Source organism: Mycobacterium ahvazicum (assembly GCF_900176255.2).
Taxonomy (GTDB): domain Bacteria; phylum Actinomycetota; class Actinomycetes; order Mycobacteriales; family Mycobacteriaceae; genus Mycobacterium; species Mycobacterium ahvazicum.
The window spans coordinates 2,047,902-2,073,223 of record NZ_FXEG02000002.1; the positions used below are offsets into that span (position 1 = coordinate 2,047,902).

The 25,322-nt window shown below is 66.0% G+C and carries 19 protein-coding genes; 7 read left to right on the forward strand and 12 right to left on the reverse strand.

What is annotated here, in order from left to right:
• Nucleotides 1-2: 2 nt before the first annotated feature.
• The 7 genes from MAAFP003_RS11875 to MAAFP003_RS11905 form a co-directional block, all read right to left on the reverse strand.
• On the reverse strand, nt 3-413 hold the full coding sequence (locus tag MAAFP003_RS11875; RefSeq protein WP_096287141.1) for a hypothetical protein: 411 nt from the start codon (nt 411-413) through the stop codon (nt 3-5).
• Nucleotides 414-437: 24 nt separating this feature from the next.
• Nucleotides 438-1,214 carry an Fpg/Nei family DNA glycosylase gene (locus MAAFP003_RS11880; protein ID WP_096287143.1) on the reverse strand — a complete coding sequence of 259 codons (777 nt, stop codon included), beginning with the start codon at nt 1,212-1,214 and terminating at the stop codon, nt 438-440.
• A complete protein-coding gene (gene ligD / locus MAAFP003_RS11885; protein WP_096287145.1) occupies nt 1,207-2,097 on the reverse strand; it encodes a non-homologous end-joining DNA ligase in 891 nt (296 codons plus the stop codon). Before ligD (MAAFP003_RS11885) ends, MAAFP003_RS11880 begins: the two co-directional genes overlap by 8 nt.
• Nucleotides 2,097-3,095 (reverse strand): non-homologous end-joining DNA ligase, encoded by a 999-nt coding sequence (gene ligD, locus MAAFP003_RS11890; RefSeq protein WP_096287147.1) that lies wholly within the window; start codon nt 3,093-3,095, stop codon nt 2,097-2,099. Before ligD (MAAFP003_RS11890) ends, ligD (MAAFP003_RS11885) begins: the two co-directional genes overlap by 1 nt.
• Nucleotides 3,092-3,667 carry a DNA polymerase ligase N-terminal domain-containing protein gene (locus MAAFP003_RS11895; protein WP_096287149.1) on the reverse strand — a complete coding sequence of 192 codons (576 nt, stop codon included), beginning with the start codon at nt 3,665-3,667 and terminating at the stop codon, nt 3,092-3,094. Before MAAFP003_RS11895 ends, ligD (MAAFP003_RS11890) begins: the two co-directional genes overlap by 4 nt.
• 9 nt (nt 3,668-3,676) lie before the next feature.
• Complete coding sequence (locus MAAFP003_RS11900) at nt 3,677-4,144, reverse strand: ribonuclease FAU-1 family protein (RefSeq protein ID WP_096287151.1); 468 nt, start codon at nt 4,142-4,144, stop codon at nt 3,677-3,679.
• Nucleotides 4,145-4,237: 93 nt separating this feature from the next.
• Nucleotides 4,238-6,877: an FHA domain-containing protein gene (locus MAAFP003_RS11905; RefSeq protein WP_096287153.1), complete on the reverse strand. Its 2,640-nt coding sequence runs from the start codon at nt 6,875-6,877 to the stop codon at nt 4,238-4,240.
• Nucleotides 6,878-7,070: 193 nt separating this feature from the next.
• Here MAAFP003_RS11905 and MAAFP003_RS11910 point away from each other — a divergent pair, with 193 nt between their 5' ends.
• Complete coding sequence (locus MAAFP003_RS11910) at nt 7,071-9,119, forward strand: serine/threonine-protein kinase (protein ID WP_096287155.1); 2,049 nt, start codon at nt 7,071-7,073, stop codon at nt 9,117-9,119.
• Between the two features lie 285 nt (nt 9,120-9,404).
• On the opposite strand, the gene MAAFP003_RS11915 is transcribed toward MAAFP003_RS11910, so the two are convergent.
• Complete coding sequence (locus tag MAAFP003_RS11915) at nt 9,405-9,893, reverse strand: hypothetical protein (protein WP_096287157.1); 489 nt, start codon at nt 9,891-9,893, stop codon at nt 9,405-9,407.
• A gap of 646 nt (nt 9,894-10,539) precedes the next feature.
• On the opposite strand from MAAFP003_RS11915, the gene uvrB reads away from it, so the two are divergent.
• The 3 genes from uvrB to MAAFP003_RS11935 are packed head-to-tail and all read left to right on the forward strand — an operon-like array spanning nt 10,540 to nt 15,576.
• The gene (uvrB, locus tag MAAFP003_RS11925) at nt 10,540-12,699 is read left to right on the forward strand and encodes an excinuclease ABC subunit UvrB (RefSeq protein ID WP_096287159.1); all 2,160 of its coding nucleotides are present in this window, start codon (nt 10,540-10,542) and stop codon (nt 12,697-12,699) included.
• A gap of 28 nt (nt 12,700-12,727) precedes the next feature.
• On the forward strand, nt 12,728-14,134 hold the full coding sequence (locus tag MAAFP003_RS11930; protein WP_096287161.1) for an MFS transporter: 1,407 nt from the start codon (nt 12,728-12,730) through the stop codon (nt 14,132-14,134).
• Between the two features lie 44 nt (nt 14,135-14,178).
• Nucleotides 14,179-15,576 (forward strand): MFS transporter, encoded by a 1,398-nt coding sequence (locus MAAFP003_RS11935; RefSeq protein ID WP_096287163.1) that lies wholly within the window; start codon nt 14,179-14,181, stop codon nt 15,574-15,576.
• Between the two features lie 109 nt (nt 15,577-15,685).
• On the opposite strand, the gene MAAFP003_RS11940 is transcribed toward MAAFP003_RS11935, so the two are convergent.
• A complete protein-coding gene (locus tag MAAFP003_RS11940; protein WP_243393971.1) occupies nt 15,686-17,335 on the reverse strand; it encodes a mannosyltransferase in 1,650 nt (549 codons plus the stop codon).
• Between the two features lie 238 nt (nt 17,336-17,573).
• Between MAAFP003_RS11940 and MAAFP003_RS11945 the strand changes: the two genes are divergently transcribed.
• Entirely contained in the window at nt 17,574-18,017 is a 444-nt protein-coding gene (locus MAAFP003_RS11945; RefSeq protein WP_096287167.1) for a universal stress protein, read from the forward strand.
• Between the two features lie 47 nt (nt 18,018-18,064).
• Here MAAFP003_RS11945 and MAAFP003_RS11950 read toward each other — a convergent pair whose 3' ends face one another.
• Nucleotides 18,065-18,742 (reverse strand): MBL fold metallo-hydrolase, encoded by a 678-nt coding sequence (locus MAAFP003_RS11950; RefSeq protein ID WP_096291077.1) that lies wholly within the window; start codon nt 18,740-18,742, stop codon nt 18,065-18,067.
• A gap of 187 nt (nt 18,743-18,929) precedes the next feature.
• Here MAAFP003_RS11950 and uvrA point away from each other — a divergent pair, with 187 nt between their 5' ends.
• Entirely contained in the window at nt 18,930-21,854 is a 2,925-nt protein-coding gene (gene uvrA, locus MAAFP003_RS11955; RefSeq protein WP_096287169.1) for an excinuclease ABC subunit UvrA, read from the forward strand.
• A 22-nt stretch (nt 21,855-21,876) separates the two neighbouring features.
• Here the strand turns inward: uvrA and MAAFP003_RS11960 are convergent, their stop codons facing one another.
• Nucleotides 21,877-22,749: an NYN domain-containing protein gene (locus MAAFP003_RS11960; RefSeq protein ID WP_096287171.1), complete on the reverse strand. Its 873-nt coding sequence runs from the start codon at nt 22,747-22,749 to the stop codon at nt 21,877-21,879.
• 389 nt (nt 22,750-23,138) lie between these two features.
• Here MAAFP003_RS11960 and MAAFP003_RS11965 point away from each other — a divergent pair, with 389 nt between their 5' ends.
• On the forward strand, nt 23,139-24,458 hold the full coding sequence (locus tag MAAFP003_RS11965) for a fatty acid desaturase family protein (RefSeq protein ID WP_096287173.1): 1,320 nt from the start codon (nt 23,139-23,141) through the stop codon (nt 24,456-24,458).
• An 84-nt stretch (nt 24,459-24,542) separates the two neighbouring features.
• Here MAAFP003_RS11965 and MAAFP003_RS11970 read toward each other — a convergent pair whose 3' ends face one another.
• Nucleotides 24,543-25,073, reverse strand: coding sequence for a DUF5994 family protein (locus MAAFP003_RS11970; protein WP_096287175.1), 531 nt, complete (start codon nt 25,071-25,073; stop codon nt 24,543-24,545).
• Between the last annotated feature and the right edge of the window lie 249 nt (nt 25,074-25,322).

Here is a 25,322-nt window from a genome sequence, read left to right on the forward strand (position 1 = left end):
TGCTACGTCGGCAGCGGCGCTCCACATTGCAGCGCACCGTTATTCGGGTCGGAATTGCCGGGTGTCGGCCGGACCATTTGGTCGGCCTGAACGAAAACGTTGTCGTCGACGTCGATCTCGCAGTGCACGTTCGCCGCGTAGGGGAAGTGCAGCACGATCCGCAGACCGGCCTGGGCCGGGTCGGGCAACACGGTGTTGGCCTCGAACGCGTTGCCCGGCATCGACGGAAGGTTCGTGGTGTTGGTCTTGCCGCCGTTGGTGACGAAGGTGGCCTGACTGCCGGTCGTCAGGGCGTCGATCCTGGCGCGGTAGGTGATGTTGTGCAGGTCCGCATGGGCCGTTACGGGAATCAGCTGCGAGCCGATGACGGTGACCGCGACCACCGGCATAGACCAGCGCTTACGAGGGGTCATAGTTGCAGAGATTACGCCCAGAGGCTAACGCTGGCAGTTCGGGCACCACAACGACATCCGGCCGCTCACCCGGCGCCGGCACAGGCGCGTCCCGCAGCGCGGGCAAGCAGGATCCGGTTCGTCACGCACCCTCGTCAGCCATCGAGGCAGTCCCGGCACCCGGCCGTGCCGGACCGCGGTGTGCAGCACCTGGGTCATCGCGGTGTGCAGGCGCTTCACCTCGTCCGCCGCGAGCTCGGCGACCGGGTGGGTGGGTCGTAACCTGGCCCGCCAGCAGATTTCGTCGGTCAGCAGATTGCCCAGGCCGGCAATCACCGACTGGTCCATCAGTGTCGGCTTCAGCTGACCGTGCCGGCCGCCGAGCACGTCGCGGAAGACCGGCAGGCTCATGCCCAGCGCGTCGGGACCCTGCCGGCCGAGTACCTCCGCGAGGTCGTCGTCGTCATCGGCCAGCCACACTCCGCGCAGTTTGCGCAGGTCGGCGTAGCGCAGTTCGCCTTTGTCGAGCGAGACCGCCAGGCGTTCGTACTTCTCACGCTCCGTCTCGGTGCCGGCGAAGTACGGGTGCCCGGTCATACCACTGTGGATAACCAGCGTCGGACCGTCGGTGGGCAGTATCAGCCACTTGCCATGGCGGCGCGGTGTGCGGAAGCGGTGCCCGTCGAGACGCCGGCCGAGTGCGGCGGCGGACGTGTTGCGCAGAATGCCGGGGTCGCGCACCTGCACGCGCTGAATTCGGCGGCGGGGCAGGGTATCTGCCAACTCGCGCCGGAATCCCTCGACGTCGGGTAGTTCAGGCACGCAGCTTCGCCAACCGCTCTCGCGGTCCGGTCAGTGAGCGGGCGTGCCGGTACATGTCTGCCCACGGATCGCCCTGGCCGCTCAGTCGTTTGGGAAGGTCGCCGATGGTGAACCGGTCCGCTCGCAGGCCGCGGGTGTCGAGTTCGTCCCACTCGAGCGGAGTTGCCACCGGGGCGGTAGGGCGAGCTCGGACCGCATACGGCGCGACGGCAGTCTGCGCGTATGCATTTCGCATGATGTCGAGGTACACCCGGTCGCCGCGCTTGTCCTTTCGGGCTTCCACGGTGCGGTGCGCGTCGTCGTCGGCCACGACGACTTCGGCGACGTCCCGGGCGAACTGCCGAGCGGTATCGAAGTCGGCTTCGGGCCGCAGCGGCACCACGACGTGCAGTCCGCGCGATCCGGTGGTCTGCACGTAGCGTGCCAGTCCCAGCTCGTCCAGCACGTCGGCCAGCGCGTGGGCGGTCGCGCGGACCACGGCGAAGTCGGTGTCCGACGGATCGAGGTCGAAGACCAATCGGTCCGGATGATGTAGCCGGTCTTTCCGCGACTGCCAGATGTGCAGGGTGATGCAGCTCTGGTTTGCCAGCCAGCGCAGGGCTTCCGGGCGTTCGACCAGTGGATGCACCAGGGTGCCGCCTTCCTTGGCGACTTCGACGCCGGGCATCCAGTCCGGCAGAGTGTCAGCGAAATCCTGTTGTACGAAACCCTTTTCACCGATCCCACGGGGAAACCTCTGCACGGTCACGGCGCGGCCCTTGAGGTGCGGGAGCATGGTGTCAGCCACTTCGCCGTAGTAGTCGGCCAGCTCCCGCTTGGTGATACCGCTCTGCGGAAACAAGACGCGATCCGGATGGGTGATCTCGACATCAATGCGTGGCATCAGTGTGTCTCCCGTACCACATCGCCGGGGTCCTTGTCGGTCCGTAGTCCCTGGTAGCGCGGATGGCGCAGCTTGCCGTCGCGCGTCCACTCAGTAAACCCGATCTGGGCCACCAACTCCGGACGCACCCACCGGGCACCGTTTTGGCGCACCAATCCCCGGGTGAACGGCGGTGTGTCCTGCTCGATCGGGAAGAGCCGCTCGTGCAGGGCGCGCAGCGTGGCCTCATCGAAGCCGGTACCGACTTTGCCTGCGTAGACAAGGTCGCCGTCGTCGTAGTAGCCGATCAGCAACGCACCCAATGCGATTCGGCTACCACTCGGACTCGTGTAGCCGCCGACAACGAATTCCTGGTCGCGAACGCACTTGAACTTCAGCCAATTTCTCGAGCGGCCACTCTCGTAGGTGGAGTCGGCCCGCTTGGCGATCACTCCTTCGTCGCCGCGCCGGCACGCGGCCTGATAGGCGGCGAGGCCGGCGCCGACGCGGTGGGCGGTGTTGCGCAACGGATCACCGAAGCTGATCGCGTCGCGCAACAAGCGTTTACGCCACTTCAGCGGCAGCTCGGTGGTGCACTTGCCGTCGAGGTGCAGCAGGTCGAAAAGGTAGTAATAGACCCGGATTCGGGACGCGCGGGCCACGTTCGGGTCGGTGATGCCCAGCCGTCCCTGCAACCTGGCGAAGCTGGTACGGCGTCCCTGGAACGCCACGACCTCACCGTCCACCACGAATCGGGTGGTTTGCTGCGCGGCGACTGCGTCGACGAGCTCCGGATAGGTTCCGTTGAGCGGCTGGCGATTCCGTGATAGCAACCGGATGCGATCACCGTCGCGAAACACCAGGCATCGCATGCCGTCGAACTTGCGCTCGAAAATCCAGTTCGGGTCGGAGAATCTCTTGTCGGTCAGGGTGGCCAGCGTGGGAGCTCGCCAGTCCGGCACCGTCTCGTCGCGCAATGCGTCGCGTACCGAGTCGGGCAGGCCGGCGAGATCGGTCATGACGATTTATCCAGGTCGTCCAGGGTGCGGCCGGACAACACCGATTCGGGTTGACTTCTCACCGGTTGGCGCCGAGGGTCCGCACCCTCGTCTTTGCGTTTGATCAGCAGCCAGGTCTCGTCCGCGCCGTCCCGAACCTTGGTAAGGGTGAAGCCGCCGGTCAGCTTCTCGCCCTGCAAATGGAACGAAACATGGCCGCGAGCCAGGCATTCGGCCATCTCGTATGCGGTCTCGTTGGTGTAGCTGCCCCGGTCCCAGACGATCACCGGCCCGGCGCCGTACTCACCCTCGGGGATCACGCCTTCGAATTCCGCGTAGTCCAGCGGGTGATCCTCGGTCCGGCGTGCCAGCCGGCGGTCTCTGGGGTTCGCGGACGGCCCGTTGGCGATCACCCAGGAAACGAGCACGCCCTGGATCTCCAGGCGCAGGTCGTAGTGGTCGCTGCGGGCGGCGTGGTGCTGAATCACGAAGGACGGCTCGGTCGTGCCGGCACGACGTCGACGCCCGAGCCGCCCACGCGGTTCGGGGCTGCGCCGGAAACGCCGCTTACGCCGGTACTCACTCAAAGGCATACCGCAGAGTTACCCGGGCGCCCGCTGCGAAAACTGGTGCCGCTGGCGCCAGGTGAGTTCGATGCCGTCACCGCCCAGCCAGCGCTGCAGGTCGTAGCCGTTCCGGGCCAGCCCCTCGACGGCATGCACCGCGCGACGCACCGCCTGGTCGGCAACCTCGGGAGTCAGCAGCCCGTGCCGGACGGCATCGAGCAGCTCGTCGACATCGGCCAACGCCGCGCCGGAGCCGGTGCGCACCTCGATATCGAGGTAGTGGTCCTCCGAGCTCCACACGTCCGGGCCGGGCACATATTCGCCCACATCCAGGTAGTAGTCGTGGTCGCGCTGGTGGCCCGGGTTGAAGTGGAACACCGTGGCGCGCAATCCCAGCGCCGGCAACAGCCACGATTCCAGGTAGTGGAACTGGGCGCGGCCCGGAGTCGGCCGGGCGATATAGAGCCCCCACGGGTGCACCGCATACTCGTCGACCGCCCGCACAATGCCTTTGGGGTCGGTGTTGGTGCGGGCGCGCAGGTCGAACGTTTCGTGCTTCGGAGGGTGGATGGCGTTACCTTACCGGGATCGCGGCCCTCAGCGTCGCAGCCGGATCTTCCACCGGACGAAACCGAGATAGCACAACGACAGGGCGCCCAGCATGCCCATGTCGAACAGCCAGGTTTTCACGGTGTGCTGCCAGAAGCGATCCTGGGAGAGCAGCGAATCCGGCACCAGGTGCCGCAGGTCGACCGTCGAGGCCGCCGCGGCGTAACCCCAGCGCGCCGGCATCACAAATGACAGCTGATCGAGCCCGAGCCGGCCGGTCACCGGGACCATGCCGCCGCACAGCACCAGCTGCGCCATCACGGCCACCACGAACAGCGGCATGATCTGCTCGCTGGAGCGGACCAGCGACGAAATCGCCAGGCCGAGAATGGCCGATGCGACGCAGGTCGCCGCGACGGTCGCGAACAGCTCGACGGTGGCCGCGACCGTGCCATGCCCCAGCAGCAGGCCGCCTCGCGTCGGGGCGCTCTTGCCGATCACCACGATCGCGGTGATGATCGCCGACTGCACGATCGCGAACCCGCAAAAGACCGCGGTTTTGGCCAGCAGGTAAGCGGTCGTGGACAGCCCGACGGCCTGCTCACGCTGGAAGATGGCGCGTTCACCCACCAGGTCGCGGATCGTCAGCGCGGTGCCCATGAACGCCGCGGCGGGCATCAGCAGAGCCAGTATCTGAGCGGCTTCGTCGGGTGTGCCCGCGTTTGCCCCGGGCAGATGAAACCCGTTCGAGCCCGGAACCGTCAGCGACAGCGACCCCAGGATGAACGGCAACAGCGCCAGGAAGACGAAGTAGGCGCGGTCGGCGACGACCAGGCGGATCTGCCGGCGCGCGATCGTCGAGATCTGGCGCCGCACGCTGGTATGGACCGGTTCGCCCAGTTCTGCGGGCTCATCGTCCTTGGCCGCCATCGGTTTCCGGCGCTGGGCCTCGTTGCGTTCCAGAAAGCGCCGGTTGGCTTCCTCGGGATCGGCGCCCACCTTGGTGAAAATCTTGGCCCAGTTGGTGGTGCCCATCGCGGGACCGATCTGGTCCGGCGGGCCGCAGTAGGCCGTCTTCCCGCCCGGCGCCACCAACAGCAGCTGGTCGCACAGTTCGAGGTAGGACAGCATGTGCGTCACCACGATCACCACGCGACCGGCGTCGGCCAGCTGGCGCAGCATCATCATCACCTGGTGGTCGAGCGCGGGATCCAGGCCCGACGTCGGCTCGTCCAGGATCAGCAGCGACGGACCGGTCAGCAGTTCCAGCGCGACCGAGGCGCGTTTGCGCTGGCCGCCCGACAGCTTGTCGACTCGGGTTTCGGCGTGTTTGGTCAGGTCGAGTTCCTCGAGCACCTGCGTGACGACCTTGGCGCGGTCGGCTTTGCTGGTGTCGGGTGGCAGCCGCAGTTCAGCGGCATAGCCCAGCGCCTGGTTCACGGTCAGCTGGCGGTGCACGACGTCGTCCTGCGGCACCATGCCGATCCTGCTGCGCAAGGACGCATATTCGGCGTGAATGTTGTGGCCCTCGAACGTGGCTGACCCGGAGCTGGGCGTGGTGTAGCCGGCGATCAGCCGGGCCAGCGTGCTCTTCCCGGCGCCGGATCCGCCGATGACGGCGGTCAAAGTCCCGGGACGGGCGGTCAGCGAGATGTTGTCGAGCAGCTGTTTGCCGTTGTCGACGACGTACTTGACGTCGCGCACCTCGAGGCCGCCGGAACGCGTCGCCGCCTCGCTCAGCTTGGTCAGGGTGCCGTCACGCACCACCAGGTCGACGTTGCCGATGGTGACCACGTCGTCGTCGCTCAGGATTGCCGAGCCGACCCGGGTGCCGTTGACGAAGGTCCCGTTGATGCTGTTGTCCCGGATTTCCAGGCCCAGCGACGTCGGCACCAACGTGGCGTGCTGGCGCGAGGCCAGGACGTCGGACACGACGATGTCGTTCTCGGGTGCGCGCCCGATCGTCATCGCGTCGGCGGTACCCGCGGCCGACGACGAACGCGGTGAGAGCAACTTCACAAACCGCGTCGCGAGGTTGGACACGTCGGCGGTCTTGGCGTCGATCACGGTGGACTGGGCGGGCGGTGCCCCGTCCACCGCGGCCGGCGTGCGTAGCGATTCGGCGTTGACGACGGTGAGTTCCTCGGGGGGTGTCGCGCGTGGCGGCGGTGGCATCCGTGGCGGAACCTTGCGCGGATGTGTACCGGGATGCCTTGGCGGGCCGGGCATTTGAGGTTGCGAACGCCGAAGTGGCTGGCGCGGCGGCGGGAGCGGCTGCGACGTGGTGGTCGGTGGGTCGGGCATCGCGGACCAGGCGATGGTGGGTGGGCCAGAATCCGGGGTCGGCCTGGCTCGGGGCGGCCGGCTGGACTGGCCTTGTTGCGGTCCGATGGCGAAGGTCAGCCGGGGTCCCTGGGGGTTTCCGACGTGGATGCTCTGGCCGTCGTGCAGGTCGACGACCGGCATTCGATAGCCGTTGACGTAGGTCCCGTTCAGCGACCCGTTGTCGATTGCCAGCCAGCGGCCTTGGTCGAAGCGCAGGATCAGGTGCGCACGGGATATCCGCGGGTCGGCGATGCGCAGATCGGCGTGCTGATCGCGTCCGACGATCACTTCTTGGCCTGCGGCGAAGGTTCGTTGAGACCCGTCGTGCCGAATCGTCAGGACAGGAGGGGCGGGTCGATTCACTACTCAAGTATCGGTGCACCGAGTCAGTGCCTCCCATTGGACTGGCCTGTGACTTCGCTTTGTCTGCTTCGGCGGCTTCATAGCTGGCTCATAGCGTTTAACGGACTTTCGCCTATCCGCGTCCGGCAGGATGCGAGACGGGGAGTTGTGCCGACGCGCGCACGAATGCTGACAGACGAGGGGGCCATCACACATGGACGAGCTGAAGCGCCCGACCCGGCGCCTCGGCAGCGGCAGGCGGCTGCTGACTAACCCGCGACAGGCCCGTGCGGCGCTGCGCGCCGGATTTCATGCGCGCTCTTCAATGACCGTCGCCCACCTGTTTCGGCGCGTTCCCCCGTCGACTCCGAACCCCGAGCCCGAACTGGCCGCCGAGCAGGTCAGTGCCTCACGCCAGGCGATGGCCAACGGTGCGTCGTTTGCGGGCTACACCATCCTGCGACCGCTGGGCGCCGGGGGGATGGCCGAGGTGTATCTGGCTTTGCATCCGCGGTTGCCGCGTCGCGACGTGATCAAAGTCCTCGCCGAGGCTGTCACCGCGGACAGCGAATTCCGCGAAAGATTCAACCGGGAAGCCGATCTCGCCGCCACGCTGTGGCACCCACACATCGTCGGCGTCCACGATCGCGGCGAATTCGACGGTCAGCTCTGGATCTCGATGGACTACGTCGAGGGCACCGACGCATCCCGGCTGGTGAAAGAGCGCTACTGCGAAGGGATGCCGATCGGGCAGGTGTGCGCGATTCTGCAAGCCGTCGCGGGCGCACTGGATTACGCGCACGATCGCGGCTTGCTGCACCGCGACGTCAAGCCCGCCAACATTCTGCTCACCCATCCCGGTGACGATGACCAGCGAATCTTGTTGGCGGACTTCGGAGTAGCGCGACACTTAGGCAACATCAGCGGGATCACCGAGACCAACGTCGCTGTCGGCACGGTCGCGTATGCGGCGCCCGAGCAATTGACCGGATCTAACATCGACGGGCGTGCCGACCAATATGCGTTGGCCGCCACAGCATTTCATCTACTCACCGGCGCTCCGCCGTTTCAGCATGCCAACCCGATCGCGGTGATCAGTCAACATTTGCACGAGGATCCGCCCCGACTCAGCGATTACCGCCCGGATTTGGCATACCTGGACGACCTGTTCTTCAAAGCCCTTGGCAAGCAACCCGCGGAGCGCTTCGAGCGCTGTCGCGCATTCGCCGCCGCCGTCGGCGAACGGGCCGACGCCGTCGCGGCGACCGTCCGGGACGCTGACGCGACGCTCCTGCCGCACCGCCGGCATGGTGCCCGCGGCCTTGTTTCGGCTGCCTACCATAGGTTTTCGTCGCGGACTCGCTGGTCGGCCGCGCTGGTATGCGCGGTGCTGATCGCCGTCGCGGCAACCTGGTCGACGCTGTACTCCTTTGCGCCGGCAAGTCCGCAGCCTAATCCCACGCTGGCCTCGCGTCCGTCCGCGCCCGCCGCCAGTGTCGCGCCAAGACCCGGGGGACCGGTGCTCGACGGCACCTATCAACTGACCTATGACCGAACCAAGCGGACCACCAACGGTGTCCCGATCCGCCACGACGGCTCCACCACAAACTGGTGGGCGTTCCGTTCGGTGTGCACCACCAACGGATGCGCGGCCAGCGGAACGAAGCTCGACGACACCAACCACCAAGTGGCCAGCACCGCCGACGGCGGCGAGACCGACACCTGGCGTTATCTGGGCGGGTACTGGCAGGGCGCGCCGCAGCAGGAGCGGGTCGGCTGCCGCCTGCCCAATGGGCAAGTCAGGGCGACGCAGCAGGAGACCGTCGCCTGGTCGCTGGCGCCTCAGTCGGACGGCACGCTGCGGGGCACCGAGACCGAAACGGTGCTGAGCAACGAGTGCTCCGCGCAGGGCGCCGTGGTGCGGGTCCCAGTGGTGGCGACCCGGGTCGGTGGCGTGCCGGCGGGCGTCGCGTTGGCCGATCCCACTCAGGTGATCAGCACCTCGACCACACCTGCACACCCGGCGCCGGCCGTGCTCGGCGGGTTATGCACCGACGTCGACAAGCTCGCCTACGACCCAACCAGCAACCAGCAGGTCGTGTGCGAAGGCAACACCTGGGACAAGGCGCCCATCGCGACCGGGGTGCACGCCGCGGGCAGCTCATGCGACCTGCCCGATGTCCCGGTGTTCGCGATGTCCACGTCGAACGACGGGTATCTGCTGCAATGCGATCCGGTCACCCGGATGTGGACCCGGCACTGAGGTTCGCGCGCGCGTCGGAGTCGTGCTTGCCCGCGCGGTGCCGGTGTGACGGGTGTGGTTCAGTGGTCTGACTGACTTTCGCGGCGTGACAGTCGGCCTAAACTTTCGCTCATGGAGCAGTTGCGTGTGGACACCGCGGCTCTACAAGCGATGCCTTCCGGACCGAGATTGGTCGAGCCGCCCCATGCCGGTCATCACCACCCGCCAGTGCTTGGTGATATGGACCCTGACCCATGGGATCACGGGGAATGAACTACGCCTGGGAAGTTGGAGTCCCGGCCCACGCTAGAGTCCGGGCGGATACTGGCGCCCCTGCTGATCAGCGCGGACTTTCTCCCAGTAGAGATTTTCTTCCTCAATGTCCGCGGCGGTGCGGGTGCGCCCCCCGTCGGGAAACAATAACTTTGCGCGCATGCGCCCGCCGATCTTGCGGCGGTGCTGTAGGCCGCGCAACAAGCTCACCGCTTCGCCGTCTGAGAACCCGGTGACGGTCGCGAAGTCCAAGCCCGCGCCGACCAGGCCACTGGCCCAGGTGATTTCGGTTATAAATAGTGCTCGGGCCCAGTCCAGGTCCGTGAGCGACTCGCCATCGGTCACTGCCCGCTTAAGCCGGACAGTGAGGTGGCCGAACTCATCCCACGTCGACAACCCGAGTACCTGAAACGGAAACGGCGCGTCCGCTGCCGACAACGCCCATTGCTCCAGAGCCTGCTGGATGAATTCGCGTTCTCGGTCGGTGAGATCGACTGCCACCAACTCGGAAGAATCCGTCATCGAAGTGATTGTAAAGCCAGCGTCGTGGCATTTCGTCCGTGTCCCACCGGTGGCCAGCACTGTAGGCGGATTCCGCCGGACTAGATCAGATTCAGGTGGCGTGGTGTGGGCGGCTTACAGTCCAGGCGGATACTGCCGTCCCTGCTGCTCGCGGATTATTCGTTCGCTCTCGCGCTTCCACTCCTCGACGGGGCGGAACCGCCCGCGACCGGGGAACAGGATGTCAGCATTGTCGATCCCGCCGATTTTCCGCTGCAGCCCACGAAGCAAAGCCAATCCTTTGGCGTCGGAAAACCGTGTGACGATGGAAAATCGAGTGCCGCCCCGACGAGGCTACTGGCCCAGGACGATTCGGGTAGATATAGCACCCGCGCCCAGTCAAGTGACGTCAGCTACTGCCTTCGGTCACAGCGCGAGCTAGACGCCCTGTTAGTTGGTCGAACTCATCCCAATTCGACAATCCCAGCACCTCGATCGGGAATGGCTTCCACGCCGCCGAGTTCTGCCACTCATGCAGCGCATGCCAAACAAACTCGCGTTCTCCGTCGGTGAGATCGACTGCTACCTACTCCGAAGAATCCGTCATCGAAGCGATCCTAGGACCGGCGTCGACACAGTTGTCGGTGCACGCCTCTACCCTGGGGACATGGCCTTTGCCACCGAGCACCCCGTCGTCGCGCATTCGGAGTACCGCGCGGTCGAGCAGGTCGTGCGCGCGGGCGGCCGGTTCGAGGTGGTCAGCCCGCACGATCCCGCCGGTGACCAGCCCGCCGCCATCGACGAGCTGCAGCGACGGATTCTGGCGGGGGAGCGCGACGTGGTGCTGCTCGGGGCGACCGGCACCGGGAAGTCGGCTACCACTGCCTGGCTGATCGAGCGCCTGCAACGGCCCACCCTGGTGATGGCCCCGAACAAGACGCTGGCCGCCCAGCTGGCCAATGAGCTGCGAGAGATGTTGCCGCACAACGCAGTGGAGTACTTCGTCTCGTACTACGACTACTACCAGCCGGAGGCCTACATCGCGCAGACCGACACCTACATCGAGAAGGACAGCTCGATCAACGACGATGTCGAGCGGCTGCGGCATTCCGCGACGTCGTCGCTGCTGTCCCGTCGCGACGTGGTCGTGGTGGCGTCGGTGTCGTGCATCTACGGCTTGGGTACGCCGCAGTCCTACCTCGACCGCTCGGTCGAGCTGCGGGTCGGCACAGAGGTGCCCCGCGACGGGCTGTTGCGGTTGCTGGTCGACGTGCAGTACACCCGCAACGACCTGTCCTTCACCCGCGGCTCGTTCCGGGTGCGCGGCGACACCGTGGAGATCATTCCGTCCTACGAAGAGCTCGCGGTGCGCATCGAGTTTTTCGGTGACGAGATCGAGGCGCTGTACTACCTGCACCCGTTGACGGGCGACGTAGTCCGTCAGGTCGACTCGCTGCGCATCTTTCCGGCCACCCACTACGTCGCGGGGCCGGAGCGGATGGCGCAGGCGATCTCGACCATCGAGCAGGAACTCGAGGAGCGGCTCGCCGAATTCGAGAGCCAGGGCAAGCTGCTCGAGGCCCAGCGGCTGCGGATGCGCACCAACTACGACATCGAGATGATGCGGCAGGTCGGGTTCTGTTCCGGCATCGAGAACTACTCGCGCCACATCGACGGCCGGGGCGCCGGCTCGCCTCCGGCGACGCTGCTGGACTACTTCCCGGAAGACTTCCTGCTGGTCATCGACGAGTCGCACGTCACCGTCCCGCAGATCGGCGGCATGTACGAGGGCGACATGTCGCGCAAACGCAACCTCGTCGAATACGGATTCCGGTTGCCGTCGGCGGTCGACAACCGCCCGCTGACCTGGGAGGAATTTGCCGACCGGATTGGGCAAACGGTGTACCTGTCAGCTACCCCGGGGCCCTATGAGCTGGGCCAGGCCGCCGGGGAGTTCGTCGAGCAGGTGATTCGCCCGACCGGCCTGGTGGACCCGAAGGTCGTCGTCAAGCCGACCAAGGGGCAGATCGACGACCTGATCGGGGAGATCCGCAAGCGGGCCGAGGCCGACGAGCGGGTGCTGGTGACCACCCTGACCAAGAAGATGGCCGAAGACCTCACCGACTACCTGTTGGAGATGGGCATCCGGGTGCGCTACCTGCACTCCGAGGTGGATACCCTGCGCCGGGTGGAGCTGCTGCGCCAGCTGCGGCTCGGCGATTACGACGTGCTGGTCGGCATCAACCTGCTGCGCGAGGGTCTGGACCTGCCCGAGGTGTCGCTGGTGTCGATCCTCGACGCCGATAAGGAAGGCTTCCTCCGGTCGGCACGCAGCCTGATCCAGACCATCGGCCGCGCCGCCCGCAACGTCTCCGGCGAAGTCCACATGTACGCCGACAAAATGACCGACTCGATGACGGAGGCCATCGACGAGACCGAACGGCGGCGCGCCAAGCAGATCGCCTACAACGAGGCCAACGGCATCGACCCGCAGCCGCTGCGCAAGAAGATCGCCGACATCCTCGACCAGGTTTATCGTGAGGCCGACGACTCCGAGAACGTCCAGATCGGCGGGTCGGGCCGCAACGCGTCGCGCGGCCGGCGCGCGCAAGGAGAGCCCGGTCGCGCCGTGAGCGCGGGCATCATCGAAGGCCGCGATACCGCCAGCATGCCCCGCGCCGAATTGGCCGACCTGATCAAAGACCTCACTGCGCAGATGATGGCCGCCGCCCGCGACTTGCAATTCGAGCTGGCCGCGCGGTTCCGTGACGAGATCGCCGACCTCAAAAAGGAACTGCGCGGAATGGATGCGGCCGGTCTGAAGTGACCCGCGGCGCGCCTAATACGGTGTAGGGGTGGCGAATACGACGAGCGAGACCGGCAGCTGGCGCCAGCTGCTGGGCGGCTACCTCGGAACGTCGACCGTGCTGGCCGGTGGCGTTCTGCTGTACGCCACCACTGAATTTCTGACCGCCAGCCTGCTCCCCAGCACCGTCGCCGAAATCGGCGGCAGCCGGCTGTACGCGTGGGTGATCACTCTCTATCTGGTCGGCTCCGTCGTCGCGGCCGCCACCGTGAACACGCTGCGGCTGCGCATAGGTGCGCGCTCGTCATTCCTGTGGGGCTTGGCCGTCTTCGGCATCGCGAGCATCGTGTGCGCGCTGGCGCCGAATATGGGGGTATTGATCGGCGGACGCGCCCTGCAGGGTGTGGCCGGTGGCCTGCTGGCCGGCCTGGGCTACTCGCTGATCAACACCGCCCTCCCGCGTTCGCTGTGGACTCGCGGCTCGGCGCTGGTGTCGGCGATGTGGGGGGTCGCGACCTTGATCGGGCCGGCGATAGGCGGCCTCTTTGCTCAATTTGGATTGTGGCGGTGGGCATTTGGTGCCATGGTCATTCTCGCCGCGCTGATGGCGGTGTTGGTGCCGAGGGTTCTCACCGACGTCGACGTCGGCACCGGCGAGCCGACCGCGATTACCAGGGTGCCGGTGTTGTCGCTGCTGCTGATGGGTGCGGCCGCGTTGGCAGTCAGCGTTGCGGAGTTGCCGCGCAACGTCTTTGCGATGGCGGGGTTGCTGGTCGCAGGTGTGGTGCTGATCATCGTATTCGTGCTGGCCGATTGGCGGATGCATGCAAAAGCATTGCCGCCGAGCGTGTTCAGCCGTGGACCGCTGAAATGGATCTACCTCACGATGGCGGTGCAGATGGCCGCCGTGATGGTCGACACCTATGTGCCGTTGTTCGGTCAGCGGTTGGCCCATCTGACGCCGGTCGCGGCGGGACTTCTGGGCGCAGTACTGGCCATGGGATGGACCATCGCCGAGCTCTCCAGCGCCTCACTGAGTGACCCTCGCCTCGTCGACCGGGTGATCGCCGTGGCGCCGTTGGTGATGGCGTCGGGTCTGGCCCTGGCCGCCGTAACTCAGCGCGCCGACGCGCCGACGGGGGTCGTCATGGTCTGGTCGGTGGGATTCCTGATCGCCGGTATCGGAATGGGGATGACGTGGCCGCATCTCTCGATGCGTGCGATGGACACCGTCGACGACCCGTCCGAGGGTGGCGCGGCGGCCGCGGCCATCAATACCGTCCAATTGGTCTCCGCGGCCTTCGGGGCCGGGCTGGCGGGCGTGGTCGTCAACAACGCTGCGGGCGGGGACCTGGCGGCGGCCCGGTGGCTGTATGCCGTCATCGCCGGGCTGGCGGCCTCGGCCGTCGTCGCGTCCACCCTGGCCAGTCGGCGCGATCGTCACGCATCGCGCTGATGCTTTGCTGACGAAACTGGGGATTCGCACCATACGGTGTACCAGTGACCGTCACCAAGGATGAGACCGGTAGTTGGCGCGAGCTGTTCGGCGAGCACCTGGGGATGTCCACTGTTCTTGCGGGTGGCGTTCTGCTGTACTCCACCAACGAATTTCTCACCGTCAGCATGCTTCCCAGCATCATCGCCGACATCGGCGGAGCGCGGTTGTTTTCCTGGGCGACGACGCTGTATCTGATCGGTTCCGTCGTCTCCGCCTCGGCGGTCCACCCGATACTGCAGCGCATCGGGGCGCGACGGGCGTACCTGATCGGGCTCAGCGTGTTTGCCCTCGCCAGCGTGGTGAACGCGCTGGCGCCGAGCATGGCGGTTCTTGTCGCCGGGCGCACACTGCGAGGTTTGTCCGGCGGACTGCTGGCCGGTCTGGGCTACGCGCTTATCAATACCGCCCTCCCGCGTTCGCTGTGGACTCGCGGCTCGGCGCTGGTGTCGGCGATGTGGGGAGTATCGACGCTGATCGGCCCGGTGGCGGGCGGGCTCTTCGCCCAACTCGGGCTGTGGCGGTGGGGGCATACCGCAACAGGCATCGGGGCCGTGCTGATGACGGTGGTGGTGCTGACGGTTATGGAACCCGGCCACGTCGTCCACAATCCGCTGACGCCGGTCCGCAAGGTTCCCATTTGGTCGCTGCTGCTGATGAGTTCGGCCGCATTGACCGTCAGCGTTGCGGCGCTTCCGCATCACCTGGTGCAGAACCTGGGGCTGTTGCTCCTCGCCGTCCTGCTGGTGTTCGTCTTCGTCGTCGTCGACGGGCGAACGCCGGTAGCGGTGTTGCCGCGCAGCGTATTTGGCCCGGGACCGGCCAAGTGGATCTTCATCGTGATGGCGGTGGAGATGGCTGCCGCGATGGCCAATATCTATGTGCCGCTGTTTGGCCAGAAATTGGCTGACCTGAGCCCGGTGGAGTCGGGGTTTCTCGCCGCGGCGCTGGCCACCGGATGGACCGGCAGCGAGATCATCAGCGCTTCACTGACCGACCGGCGCGTGATCCGGCGCCTCGTCGTCGCGGGTCCGTTGGTGATGGCAGCGGGCCTGGCGCTGGCGGCGCTGACCCAGCGCGCGTACGCCCCGCTCGGGTTCGTCGCGCTGTGGGCGCTGGCGCTGCTGATCACCGGGGCCGGCATCGGGATCGCCTGGCCGCACCTGGTGGTGCGTGCGATGGATTCCGACGACCCGGAGCAGAGCAGTGCGGCGGCTGCGGCGATCAACACCGTCCAGTTGGTCTCTGCGGCGTTCGGTGGCGGGCTGGCGGGCGTGGTGGTCAACCTGAATGAAGCCGACGATGCCGCGGCGGCCCGCGCGTTGTATCTCGTTTTCGCGGTGCTGGCCGCCAGCGGCGTGCTGGCGTCGCATCGCGCGGCCCGCGACGACCGTTACACCTAGTCCACCTCGTCCTCGGCGCGCAGCACGGCGAGCACGCCGTCGATCTCAGCGAAACTGCTTGGCGCCATTCCCATTTGCGCGCCAGAGAGGGTCATCGTGGCCCGCACTGTCAGCGGGTGGATTTGACGACCTGCGAGTAGTGGAACTGCCAGCGCTCGACGATGTGGAAGCCGAGGTAGCTGGGGAACTTATACGCCGGCGTGCGGCCGAATGCGCCCGGCGGCAACGATTGTCCGGTCTGATGATCGGGGAACGAGTTGTCGTAGTTGGTGATCGTCCACAGGGTGGTGCACTTGTTGATCTTGGCCGTGGTCAGCCACACCGCAACGTGGCCGTCCCACAGTGAACCGACCTTGGGCCCGTATGCCCCGCGCTCGACGTCGATCAGCGATCGAAACGCGGCGGGCCGGGTGGCCAGCAGCGCGCGGATCGGGCCGGGCCGCCACGGCACCGTGTTATCCGCCAGCAGGCAGTCGCCGGGAGCGGCGTGCGAGCTGATCAGGTCGGCAACCTGGCTGTAGTCCCAGCCTTCCTTGGCGTACGGCCAGCGTTGCACGAACAGGTAATCGGGCACCGCGGCGATCGCGAACAGCAGCACGACACCGACGATCGCCCACCGCCGTCGTGCCACCGTGACGATGCAGACCGCCAGCAGCACGGCCATCGCGGGTGTGGTCAGGATCAGGTAGCGGGGAAAGTACATCGGCTCGCCGATCGCTGAATAGACCACGACGGCGGTGGTGGGCAACACGATCCAACCGACGCAGATGGTCAGCAGGCGGCGCACGTCGCCCGCCGGGCCGGGCGCACCGAACCGTCGGGCGACGATCGCGGCCACCATGATCACCCCGCTGAGCACCGCGAACGGAATGCTGTGGTCGAAATACTGCCGTTGGACGATGTCAAAGGCGTAGTGCCAGCTGACCGGGAACAGCCAGTTGACCTGAAATGCCTGACCGTGCGCGAACAGGATGAACGGCGTCATCACACCCAGCGCGATGGCCGTGCTGGCCGCCCACCAGATGACCGGCGACTTGCGGGATCCCTTGGGCGCGAGTAGCGGCAGCATCACCGCGTAGACACCGACCAGCAACACCAGGTTGAGGCTCAGCAGGATCGACACCATCAGCGCCACGGTGTAACCCGCCCACAGCCCGCGCCGGTTGCGCCGCACCGCGGTGACCAGCAGGACGGTCAGCCAGATCGCCGCGGCCACCGACATGGCATACGGGCGCGCCTCGATACCCGCCCAGGTGGTGCGCGGCAGGATGGCGAAGACGACGCCCGCGCACACTGCGGTGCCGCGTCCCGGGGTGAATTGCCTGGTGAACACGACGACGCCGGCGGCAGCGACCCCGATCGCGAGGGCGCTGGGAACCCGCGACCAGAACTCGGTCGGCGGAAAGATGGCGAACCATCCGTGCATCACCAGGTAGTACAGGCCGTGCACGGCATCGATGTGGCCCAGCAGCCGCCACAGTTCGGGCAAAGTCCGGCTGGCCGCGGCCGAGATCGTCGCTCCTTCGTCGAACCACAGCGAAGGCCGGCAGGCCCAGGCGCCGCTGATGACGGCGGCCAGCACGGCGATCGCCCACGGGTCGAGCAACCTGCCCCGCGCGGGCCCGGTCCCGGACTCGGCGGTGACACCCGGGGAGCGTTGCTCGACGGCGGACGTAGCCATGATGCTTGTCACTGTAAGGCGCAGCCGATCAACATGGTCACCAGCAGTCCGCCCAGCCGGCCCGAGATATCCGGGCATCCCCGACGGACCGCCGTTGCCGCATCCGTGGTTCCCGGAAAACGCCGCCACGCAAGGCCTTCCGGCCCGGGCGGGGACATTCCATAGCCTCATTATCGGGAATCAACGCCGTTGCCGCAGCGTGGCGCCGTAAATGGAGGCTTGCGCCACACCGCTGCGGTGTGGGTAATCTGACCCATCCAGATCGGACAACGCGCTACTGTCTTGAGGTTGGCCTGGCAAACGACTGGGAGGGTAAATGTCCGCTTATCGGACCGTGGTGGTCGGCACTGACGGCTCGGACTCATCGTTGCGTGCCGTTGAACGGGCGGCAACCATCGCCGGGGCGGACGCCAAGCTGATCGTCGCGTCGGCGTATCTGCCGCAGCACCAGGACGGCCGGGCCGCCGACGTGCTCAAGGAAGAGAGCTACAAGGTTTCGGGCACCGCCCCGATCTACGCGATCCTGCAGGACGCCAAGGAGCGGGCACACAAGGCCGGTGCCAAGAATGTCGAGGAGCGCCCGATCGTCGGCGCCCCCGTTGACGCCCTGGTCAGCCTGGCCGAAGACGTGAAGGCCGACCTGCTGGTCGTCGGTAACGTGGGCCTGAGCACGATCGCGGGGCGCCTGCTCGGCTCGGTGCCGGCCAACGTGTCACGTCGGGCCAAGGTCGACGTGTTGATCGTGCACACCACGTCCTAACCGGACGGGCTCTTCGCTACTCCGCGGATGCGGGGAGAGCCGAGCGGTTACCAGCCTCGCTCGCGCCATTCGCTCAGATGCGGGCGCTCGGTGCCCAGCACCGTGTCGTCGCCGTGGCCGGGATAGATGACGGTGGAATCGTCGTACACCTCGAACACCCGGCTGGTGACGTCGTCGAGCAGCTGGCTGAAGTCACCCTCCTGCCACGTCTTGCCCACCCCGCCGGGGAACAGGCAGTCGCCGGTGAACAACTGCGTGACGCCGCCCGTCGCCGGACCGTCCAGTGCCAGCGCGACCGACCCCGGGGTGTGCCCGCGCAGGTGTATCACGTGGAACGTCAGCTTGCCGATTTGCACGGTGTCGCCGTTGGCCAGAAACCGGTCCGGTTTGACCGGCAGCGGTTCGGCGTCGATCTCGTGGGAAGCGGTCGGCGCGCCGGTTGCGGCGGCGACGGCCTCCAGCGCCTGCCAGTGATCGAAGTGCTGATGACTGGTTACGATCAGCGACACCTTCGGGGCGTACCGCCGGACCAGGTCGATCAGCACGTCGGCGTCGTTGGCGGCGTCGATCAGAAGCGTTTCCCCAGTCTCGGAACATGTCACCAAGTAGGCGTTGTTGTCCATCGGGCCGACCGACGCCTTGACGATGGTGGCCCCGGGCAGGGTGCGCCGGGCGGCGTTACCAGGGTCGACGTGTCCGGTGTAGTTGTCGTCCACGATCGTCACGCGCGCCACTCCTGGGTCCCGGGGTGCGCCGGCACATCGTCGCCGGCGCGGGTCGTAGTGGCCACGTTACTGCTCCGTCGGCTGGGATGGGCGTCTTGTCGGTGGGGGCACCTAGCATGGAATGCGCCGTGCGCAGTACTGCCGTCAGGCGAGCAAAGATTCTCGATAGTTTCGGAGAGGGGCAGCGTTGGCTGACCGCCTAATCGTCAAGGGTGCCCGTGAGCACAACCTGCGCGGTGTCGATCTCGACCTGCCGCGAGACTCGCTGATCGTCTTCACCGGCTTGTCCGGATCGGGCAAGTCGTCCCTGGCTTTCGACACCATCTTCGCCGAGGGCCAGCGTCGCTACGTGGAGTCGCTGTCGGCCTACGCGCGCCAATTCCTGGGGCAGATGGACAAGCCGGACGTCGACTTCATCGAGGGTCTGTCGCCGGCGGTGTCCATCGACCAGAAGTCGACGAACCGCAACCCCCGATCGACCGTCGGCACCATCACCGAGGTCTACGACTACCTGCGGTTGCTCTACGCGCGCGCCGGCACCCCGCACTGCCCGATCTGCGGCGAGCGGATCGCCCGCCAGACCCCGCAGCAGATCGTCGATCAGGTGCTGGCGATGGAGGAGGGCACCCGATTCCTGGTGCTGGCCCCGGTGGTCCGTACCCGCAAGGGCGAGTTCGCCGACCTCTTCGACAAGCTCAACGCGCAGGGCTACAGCCGGGTGCGGGTCGACGGTGTGGTGCACCCGCTGTCCGATCCGCCGAAGCTGAAAAAGCAGGAGAAGCACGACATCGAGGTGGTGGTGGATCGCCTCACCGTCAAGACCGCCGCCAAGCAGCGCCTCACCGACTCGGTGGAGACCGCGCTGAACCTGGCCGACGGCATCGTCGTCCTGGAGTTTCCCGACGAGCGCGACGAGCACGACCACGCCCGCGAGCAGCGGTTCTCCGAGAAGCTGGCCTGCCCCAACGGGCATCCGCTGGCCGTCGACGATCTGGAACCCCGGTCGTTCTCCTTCAACTCGCCCTACGGCGCCTGCCCCGAATGCGTGGGCCTGGGTATCCGCAAAGAGGTCGATCCCGACCTGGTGGTGCCCGACCCGGAGCGCACCCTGGCCGAGGGTGCGGTGGCGCCGTGGTCGGCCGGCCACACCGCGGAGTACTTCACCCGGATGATGGCCGGGCTCGGCGAGGAGCTCGGTTTCGACGTGGACACCCCCTGGCGCAAGCTTCCGGCCAAGGCCCGCAAGGCGATTCTTGAGGGTTCCGACCATCAGGTACATGTGCGGTACCGCAACCGGTACGGCCGAACCCGTTCCTACTACGCCGATTTCGAAGGTGTGCTGGCGTTCCTGCAGCGCAAGATGGAACAGACCGAGTCCGAGCAGATGAAGGAACGCTACGAGGGCTTCATGCGCGACGTGCCCTGCCCGGTGTGTGAGGGGACGCGGCTTAAACCCGAGATCCTCGCGGTGTCGCTGACGGGAGGCTCTGGGGGCGACCGGGGCGCCAAGTCCATCGCCGAGGTCTGCGAGCTGTCCATCTCCGACTGTGCCGACTTCCTCAACGCGCTCACCCTCGGCGCGCGCGAGCAAGCGATCGCGGGGCAGGTGCTCAAGGAGATCCAGTCGCGGCTGGGCTTTCTGCTCGACGTCGGACTGGAGTACCTGTCATTGTCCCGGGCGGCCGCCACACTGTCCGGCGGTGAGGCCCAACGCATTCGGCTGGCCACCCAGATCGGTTCCGGTCTGGTGGGTGTGCTGTACGTGCTCGACGAGCCGTCGATCGGGCTGCACCAGCGCGACAACCGCCGTCTCATCGAAACCCTTACGCGTCTGCGGGCTTTGGGTAACACGCTGATCGTCGTCGAGCACGACGAGGACACCATCGCGCATGCCGACTGGATCGTCGACATCGGACCCGGAGCTGGCGAGCACGGCGGCAAGATCGTGCACAGCGGGACCTATCAGGAGCTGCTGAACAACAAGGACTCGATCACCGGGGCGTACCTGTCGGGCCGGGAAAGCATTGCCACACCGAAACATCGGCGTGCCGTCGACAAGAAGCGTCAGCTCACCGTCGTCGGGGCTCGCGAGCACAATCTGCGTGACATCGACGTGTCGTTCCCGCTCGGCGTGCTGACCTCGGTGACCGGCGTGTCCGGCTCGGGCAAGTCGACGTTGGTCAACGACATCCTGGCGGCCGTGCTGGCCAACCGGCTCAACGGTGCCCGGCAGGTGCCGGGCCGGCATACCCGCGTCAACGGAATTGATCAGCTGGACAAGCTCGTTCGCGTCGACCAGTCGCCGATCGGGCGTACGCCACGCTCCAACCCGGCCACCTACACCGGGGTGTTCGACAAGATCCGCACGCTGTTCGCCGCGACCACCGAGGCGAAAGTCCGCGGCTACCAACCGGGCCGGTTCTCGTTCAACGTCAAGGGCGGCCGCTGCGAGGCGTGCACCGGCGACGGCACGATCAAGATCGAGATGAACTTCCTGCCCGACGTCTATGTGCCGTGTGAGGTGTGCCAGGGCGCGCGGTACAACCGGGAAACCCTTGAGGTGCATTACAAGGGCAAGACCATTTCCGAAGTGCTGGACATGTCGATCGAGGAGGCCGCGGAATTTTTCGAACCGATCAGCGGCATTCACCGCTATCTGCGCACGCTGGTCGACGTCGGCCTCGGCTACGTCCGGCTCGGTCAGCCCGCGCCGACGTTGTCCGGCGGTGAGGCGCAGCGGGTCAAGCTGGCCTCCGAACTGCAGAAGCGTTCGACCGGGCGCACGATCTACATCCTCGACGAGCCGACCACCGGGTTGCATTTCGACGACATCCGCAAGCTGCTCAACGTGATCAACGGCCTTGTGGACAAGGGCAATACGGTCGTCGTGATCGAGCACAACCTGGACGTGATCAAGACCGCGGACTGGATCGTCGACATGGGGCCCGAGGGCGGCGCCGAAGGCGGAACCGTTGTCGCCCAAGGCACTCCGGAGGACGTTGCCGCAGTGCCCGAAAGCTACACCGGTAAGTTTCTCGCCGAGGTGGTCGGGCGCAGTGCCCCATCGGTGGCCAAGCCGCGGTCCAGCAGGCGGCGCAAAGTCAGCGCCTGAATCGCGCCCAAAATCACGGGCGCTAGCTCGACGGGTTGTGCAACCGGACCAAACGAGTGGTGCTGCTCTCATCGAGGTCGACGAGCTCGGATCGAGAACGCAGGAAGTCGCTGAACGATTTAAAGCCCAATGCTTTCTCGCTGAACGACGGGTCCATCCGCTTCATCTGGGCCTTGACCGCGGAATTGTGCAGCCACTCGGTGTCGTCCTTCTCCTGGCTTATCCGCAGTGCGCGTTCGAGCAACCCGGTGGCCGCGGTCTGCGCGTCGGCAAGCGGCGGTTCGTCGTCGGACTCGGCCGTGTTCTGCCGTCGGCCGCGTTTCTTATCATCGACGGATTGCACCGCGGCGGTGGGTATTCCAGGTAGTGCATCGTAGGTAACGAACTCGTCGCAGGCCGCGGCCAGCGATCGGCTACTGGCGCCGGCCACCCCGATTCCGACGACGTATCGGCCGAGGCGCTTGCACCGCTGCGCCAACGCGATGTAATCCGAATCGCCGCCGACGATCACCACGTGCGTCAGATCGGGTAATCGGAACATGTCCTCGACCGCGTCGACCGCTAGCCGGATGTCGGCGCCGTTCTTGCCATATGCGGCGGCGGGGAAGAGTTGAACGAGATCGACAGCACGGCCCACCAGCTGGCCGTGGTAAGCGGCGTTGACGTCCGCGGACCAGTCTGCGTAAGCCCGGGTGAGCACGAGTGTGCCGAACGACGACGCGAAGTCGATGATGGCGCCGACGTCGACGGTCGCCGACTGCAGCCGGTCCGTTTCGAGCCCCTTGGCCTTGTCCTTCTGGAAGGAATTGCGCCCGTGCACCTGGTCGTACCGGGAGATCACGATGTTGTCGAAGTCGAGGTAGACCGCGACGCGGGTGGTGGCAGATTCGGTCATCCTGCGTTCACCCCTGGACTCCCACGGTCAGCGTTTCAATAACAGCCATCCGGTCATGGTGCGCCACCGGATCCAGCCCATCAAGCCCGGGCCGTGTAACGTACTGGTTGTCGAGACTTTGAGCCAAGCCCATGTCGTTTTGGTTCTCGGGGCCCTTCTTTCGTCACGTTGATGAAACCGATGGGCTTCGCGGTCGGCGACGGCCGCCACTCAATCTTCACCGAGGCTAAGAATAGCATTGGTGCCCAAATCAATTGGCGCAGAAGGCCGCCCAGCAAGTCGTCGCGATGAAGCCGTCGCGAAAACGGTCGCGGTTGCCGACGGGCGGCGGCCGACGGCCGCACTCACCGGCTGCGCCGAACAGCTTTGCCCTAACCGAAAGGAAAGCCATGGCGATCAGCGATATCGCCGCTTTCGCTCACCTCACCGACGCCGAGATCGAGGCACTGGCCGCCGAGCTGGACGCGATCCGGGGGGACGTCGAGGAGTCCCTCGGCGAGCGCGATGCGCGTTACATCCGCCGCACCATCGCCGCACAACGTGTTCTCGAGGCGGCCGGCCGACTCCTGCTGGCCGGTAGTTCGAAACGCTCGGCGTGGTGGACGGGAACGGTGACCCTCGCGTTGGCCAAGATCATCGAGAACATGGAGATCGGCCACAACGTCATGCACGGCCAGTGGAACTGGATGAACGACGCCGAGATCCACTCCTCAACGTGGGAGTGGGACATGACCGGCGTGTCGAAACACTGGCGGTCGACCCACAACTATCAGCACCACAAATACACCAACATCGTCGGTATGGACGACGACGTCGGCTACGCACTCCTGCGAGTCACTCGCGACCAGCCCTGGAAGCCGTACAACATCGGCAACCTGTTCTTCAACGCCATTCTGGCGTTCGGATTCGAGTGGGGAATTGGCTTCCAGCCCATTGAATTCGGCAAGTTGCTCAACGACGGCCCGGACCGCGAGGCAACCGTGCTGCAATTACGGGAGTCGGCGGTCAAGGCGGGACGCCAGGCGGTCAAGGACTATCTCGCGTTCCCGGGGCTCACCTCGCTTTCGCCCGCGGCGAGCTACAAATCGACGTTGAAGGCCAATCTCGCGGCCAACGTGATCCGCAACGTCTGGGCCGACGCAGTGATCTTCTGTGGGCATTTCCCCGATGGCGCAGAGAAGTTCGCCAAGACCGACATGACCGGCGAGTCAAGAGGGCACTGGTACCTGCGCCAGATGCTGGGCAGTGCCAATTTTGACGCCGGTCCGGTAATGCGGTTCATGAGTGGCAACCTCTGCTACCAAATCGAGCATCACTTGTACCCCGATTTGCCGAGCAACCGGTTGCGCGAGATTGCGGCGCGAGTGCGCGAACTGTGCGACAAGTACGACTTGCCTTACACCACAGGCTCATTCCTGGTGCAATACGGCGAAACATGGCGCACCATCGCGAAATTGTCATTGCCGGACCGCTACTTGCGCGATACCGCCGACGACGCAGCGGAGACCCGCAGCGAGCGGATGTTCGCTGGACTGCGTTTCGGCGGCACCGATCCAGCGACCGGCCGTCGCCGTGGTCTCAAGACAGCGCTCGCAGCGGTCCGACGATGGCGTCGAGGTGCTGTGCTCGAACCCCGAGGACTGACCGCGACCGTTGCCGGGCCGCCAGACTGGGACGAGATCCATTCCTTCCCAGGGGTTTTGCAGTGAAGCGTTAGACGGCGGTCACTTGCACGGCCTTGGGACCTTTCGGCCCCTGGTTGACCTCGAATTGCACTCGTTGATTCCCCCGCCCTAGCGCCCGGGCGTCCAATCCACAGCTGACTCGACGACAGATGCCGCATTCAACGAATCACCGAAACCGACGGCACGCCGATGGGCCATTTGCCGTAACACACTGGCATTCTTCGGTTGTGTTGACGCCGCGACCTCGCCGAGAAAGAGCTTCGCCTGATGCCCCGAACAGGAAGGCGACAGTACAAAAAGCACGGCGTCGCGAGACCTGGTCCCCTTGAGATAAATAGTGTCGTTGAACACGAGCCGGTAGGGGTCGAGTGAGACCGTTTCATTGCGGTGGATCACTCGCGACGGGGCGGGCAACCATGCGCTCGGGTCGTAGACGACTCGGCGCACCCGGTCCAGCCATAAATTGAACACCGTGACGAGGTCGGGTAGCTCCGCGCCCAGGTCCAGGCTTTTCGGCCACCACACGCCGTCTACGGCGCCCTGGGTGAGGTCGCGTTCGCACAGTGTCAGTCGGGTGGGGCTGGAGGAAACCGGCGAAACGTGCGCCACGGTGACGCTCCCGTCTTCGAATTTTGTCATCGCAGACGGCTGCCCGAGGAGGCAGTGCTCGACAAACCCACGACACCAAGAGCATAACCCCCTCGAGTACACCGACGATGCGCGAATCGCCGGAAGGTCACAGCGTGTGCTCCATGCCGGCTTTCTTCGCGTGTCTTCGCTTCGGGAGACCGGACGGCGCTGACCGCTGGAAGTGATTCTTGCGCAACGTGATTTAGTACCAGGGCCCGAAAATTCCTTCGTCACAGCGTCGTTGTGAATGCTCGCTCG

Bases quoted from the DNA above. Each gene is read 5' to 3' on its own strand.
- MAAFP003_RS11875 (WP_096287141.1), bottom strand. From the start codon at position 413: ATGACCCCTCGTAAGCGCTGGTCTATGCCGGTGGTCGCGGTCACCGTC.
- ligD (WP_096287145.1), bottom strand. From the start codon at position 2,097: ATGCCACGCATTGATGTCGAGATCACCCATCCGGATCGCGTCTTGTTT.
- ligD (WP_096287147.1), bottom strand. From the start codon at position 3,095: ATGACCGATCTCGCCGGCCTGCCCGACTCGGTACGCGACGCATTGCGC.
- MAAFP003_RS11895 (WP_096287149.1), bottom strand. From the start codon at position 3,667: ATGCCTTTGAGTGAGTACCGGCGTAAGCGGCGTTTCCGGCGCAGCCCC.
- MAAFP003_RS11910 (WP_096287155.1), top strand. From the start codon at position 7,071: ATGGACGAGCTGAAGCGCCCGACCCGGCGCCTCGGCAGCGGCAGGCGG.
- MAAFP003_RS11915 (WP_096287157.1), bottom strand. From the start codon at position 9,893: ATGACGGATTCTTCCGAGTTGGTGGCAGTCGATCTCACCGACCGAGAA.
- uvrB (WP_096287159.1), top strand. From the start codon at position 10,540: ATGGCCTTTGCCACCGAGCACCCCGTCGTCGCGCATTCGGAGTACCGC.
- MAAFP003_RS11940 (WP_243393971.1), bottom strand. From the start codon at position 17,335: ATGCCCGGATATCTCGGGCCGGCTGGGCGGACTGCTGGTGACCATGTT.
- MAAFP003_RS11945 (WP_096287167.1), top strand. From the start codon at position 17,574: ATGTCCGCTTATCGGACCGTGGTGGTCGGCACTGACGGCTCGGACTCA.
- MAAFP003_RS11960 (WP_096287171.1), bottom strand. From the start codon at position 22,749: ATGACCGAATCTGCCACCACCCGCGTCGCGGTCTACCTCGACTTCGAC.
- MAAFP003_RS11965 (WP_096287173.1), top strand. From the start codon at position 23,139: ATGGCGATCAGCGATATCGCCGCTTTCGCTCACCTCACCGACGCCGAG.
- MAAFP003_RS11970 (WP_096287175.1), bottom strand. From the start codon at position 25,073: ATGACAAAATTCGAAGACGGGAGCGTCACCGTGGCGCACGTTTCGCCG.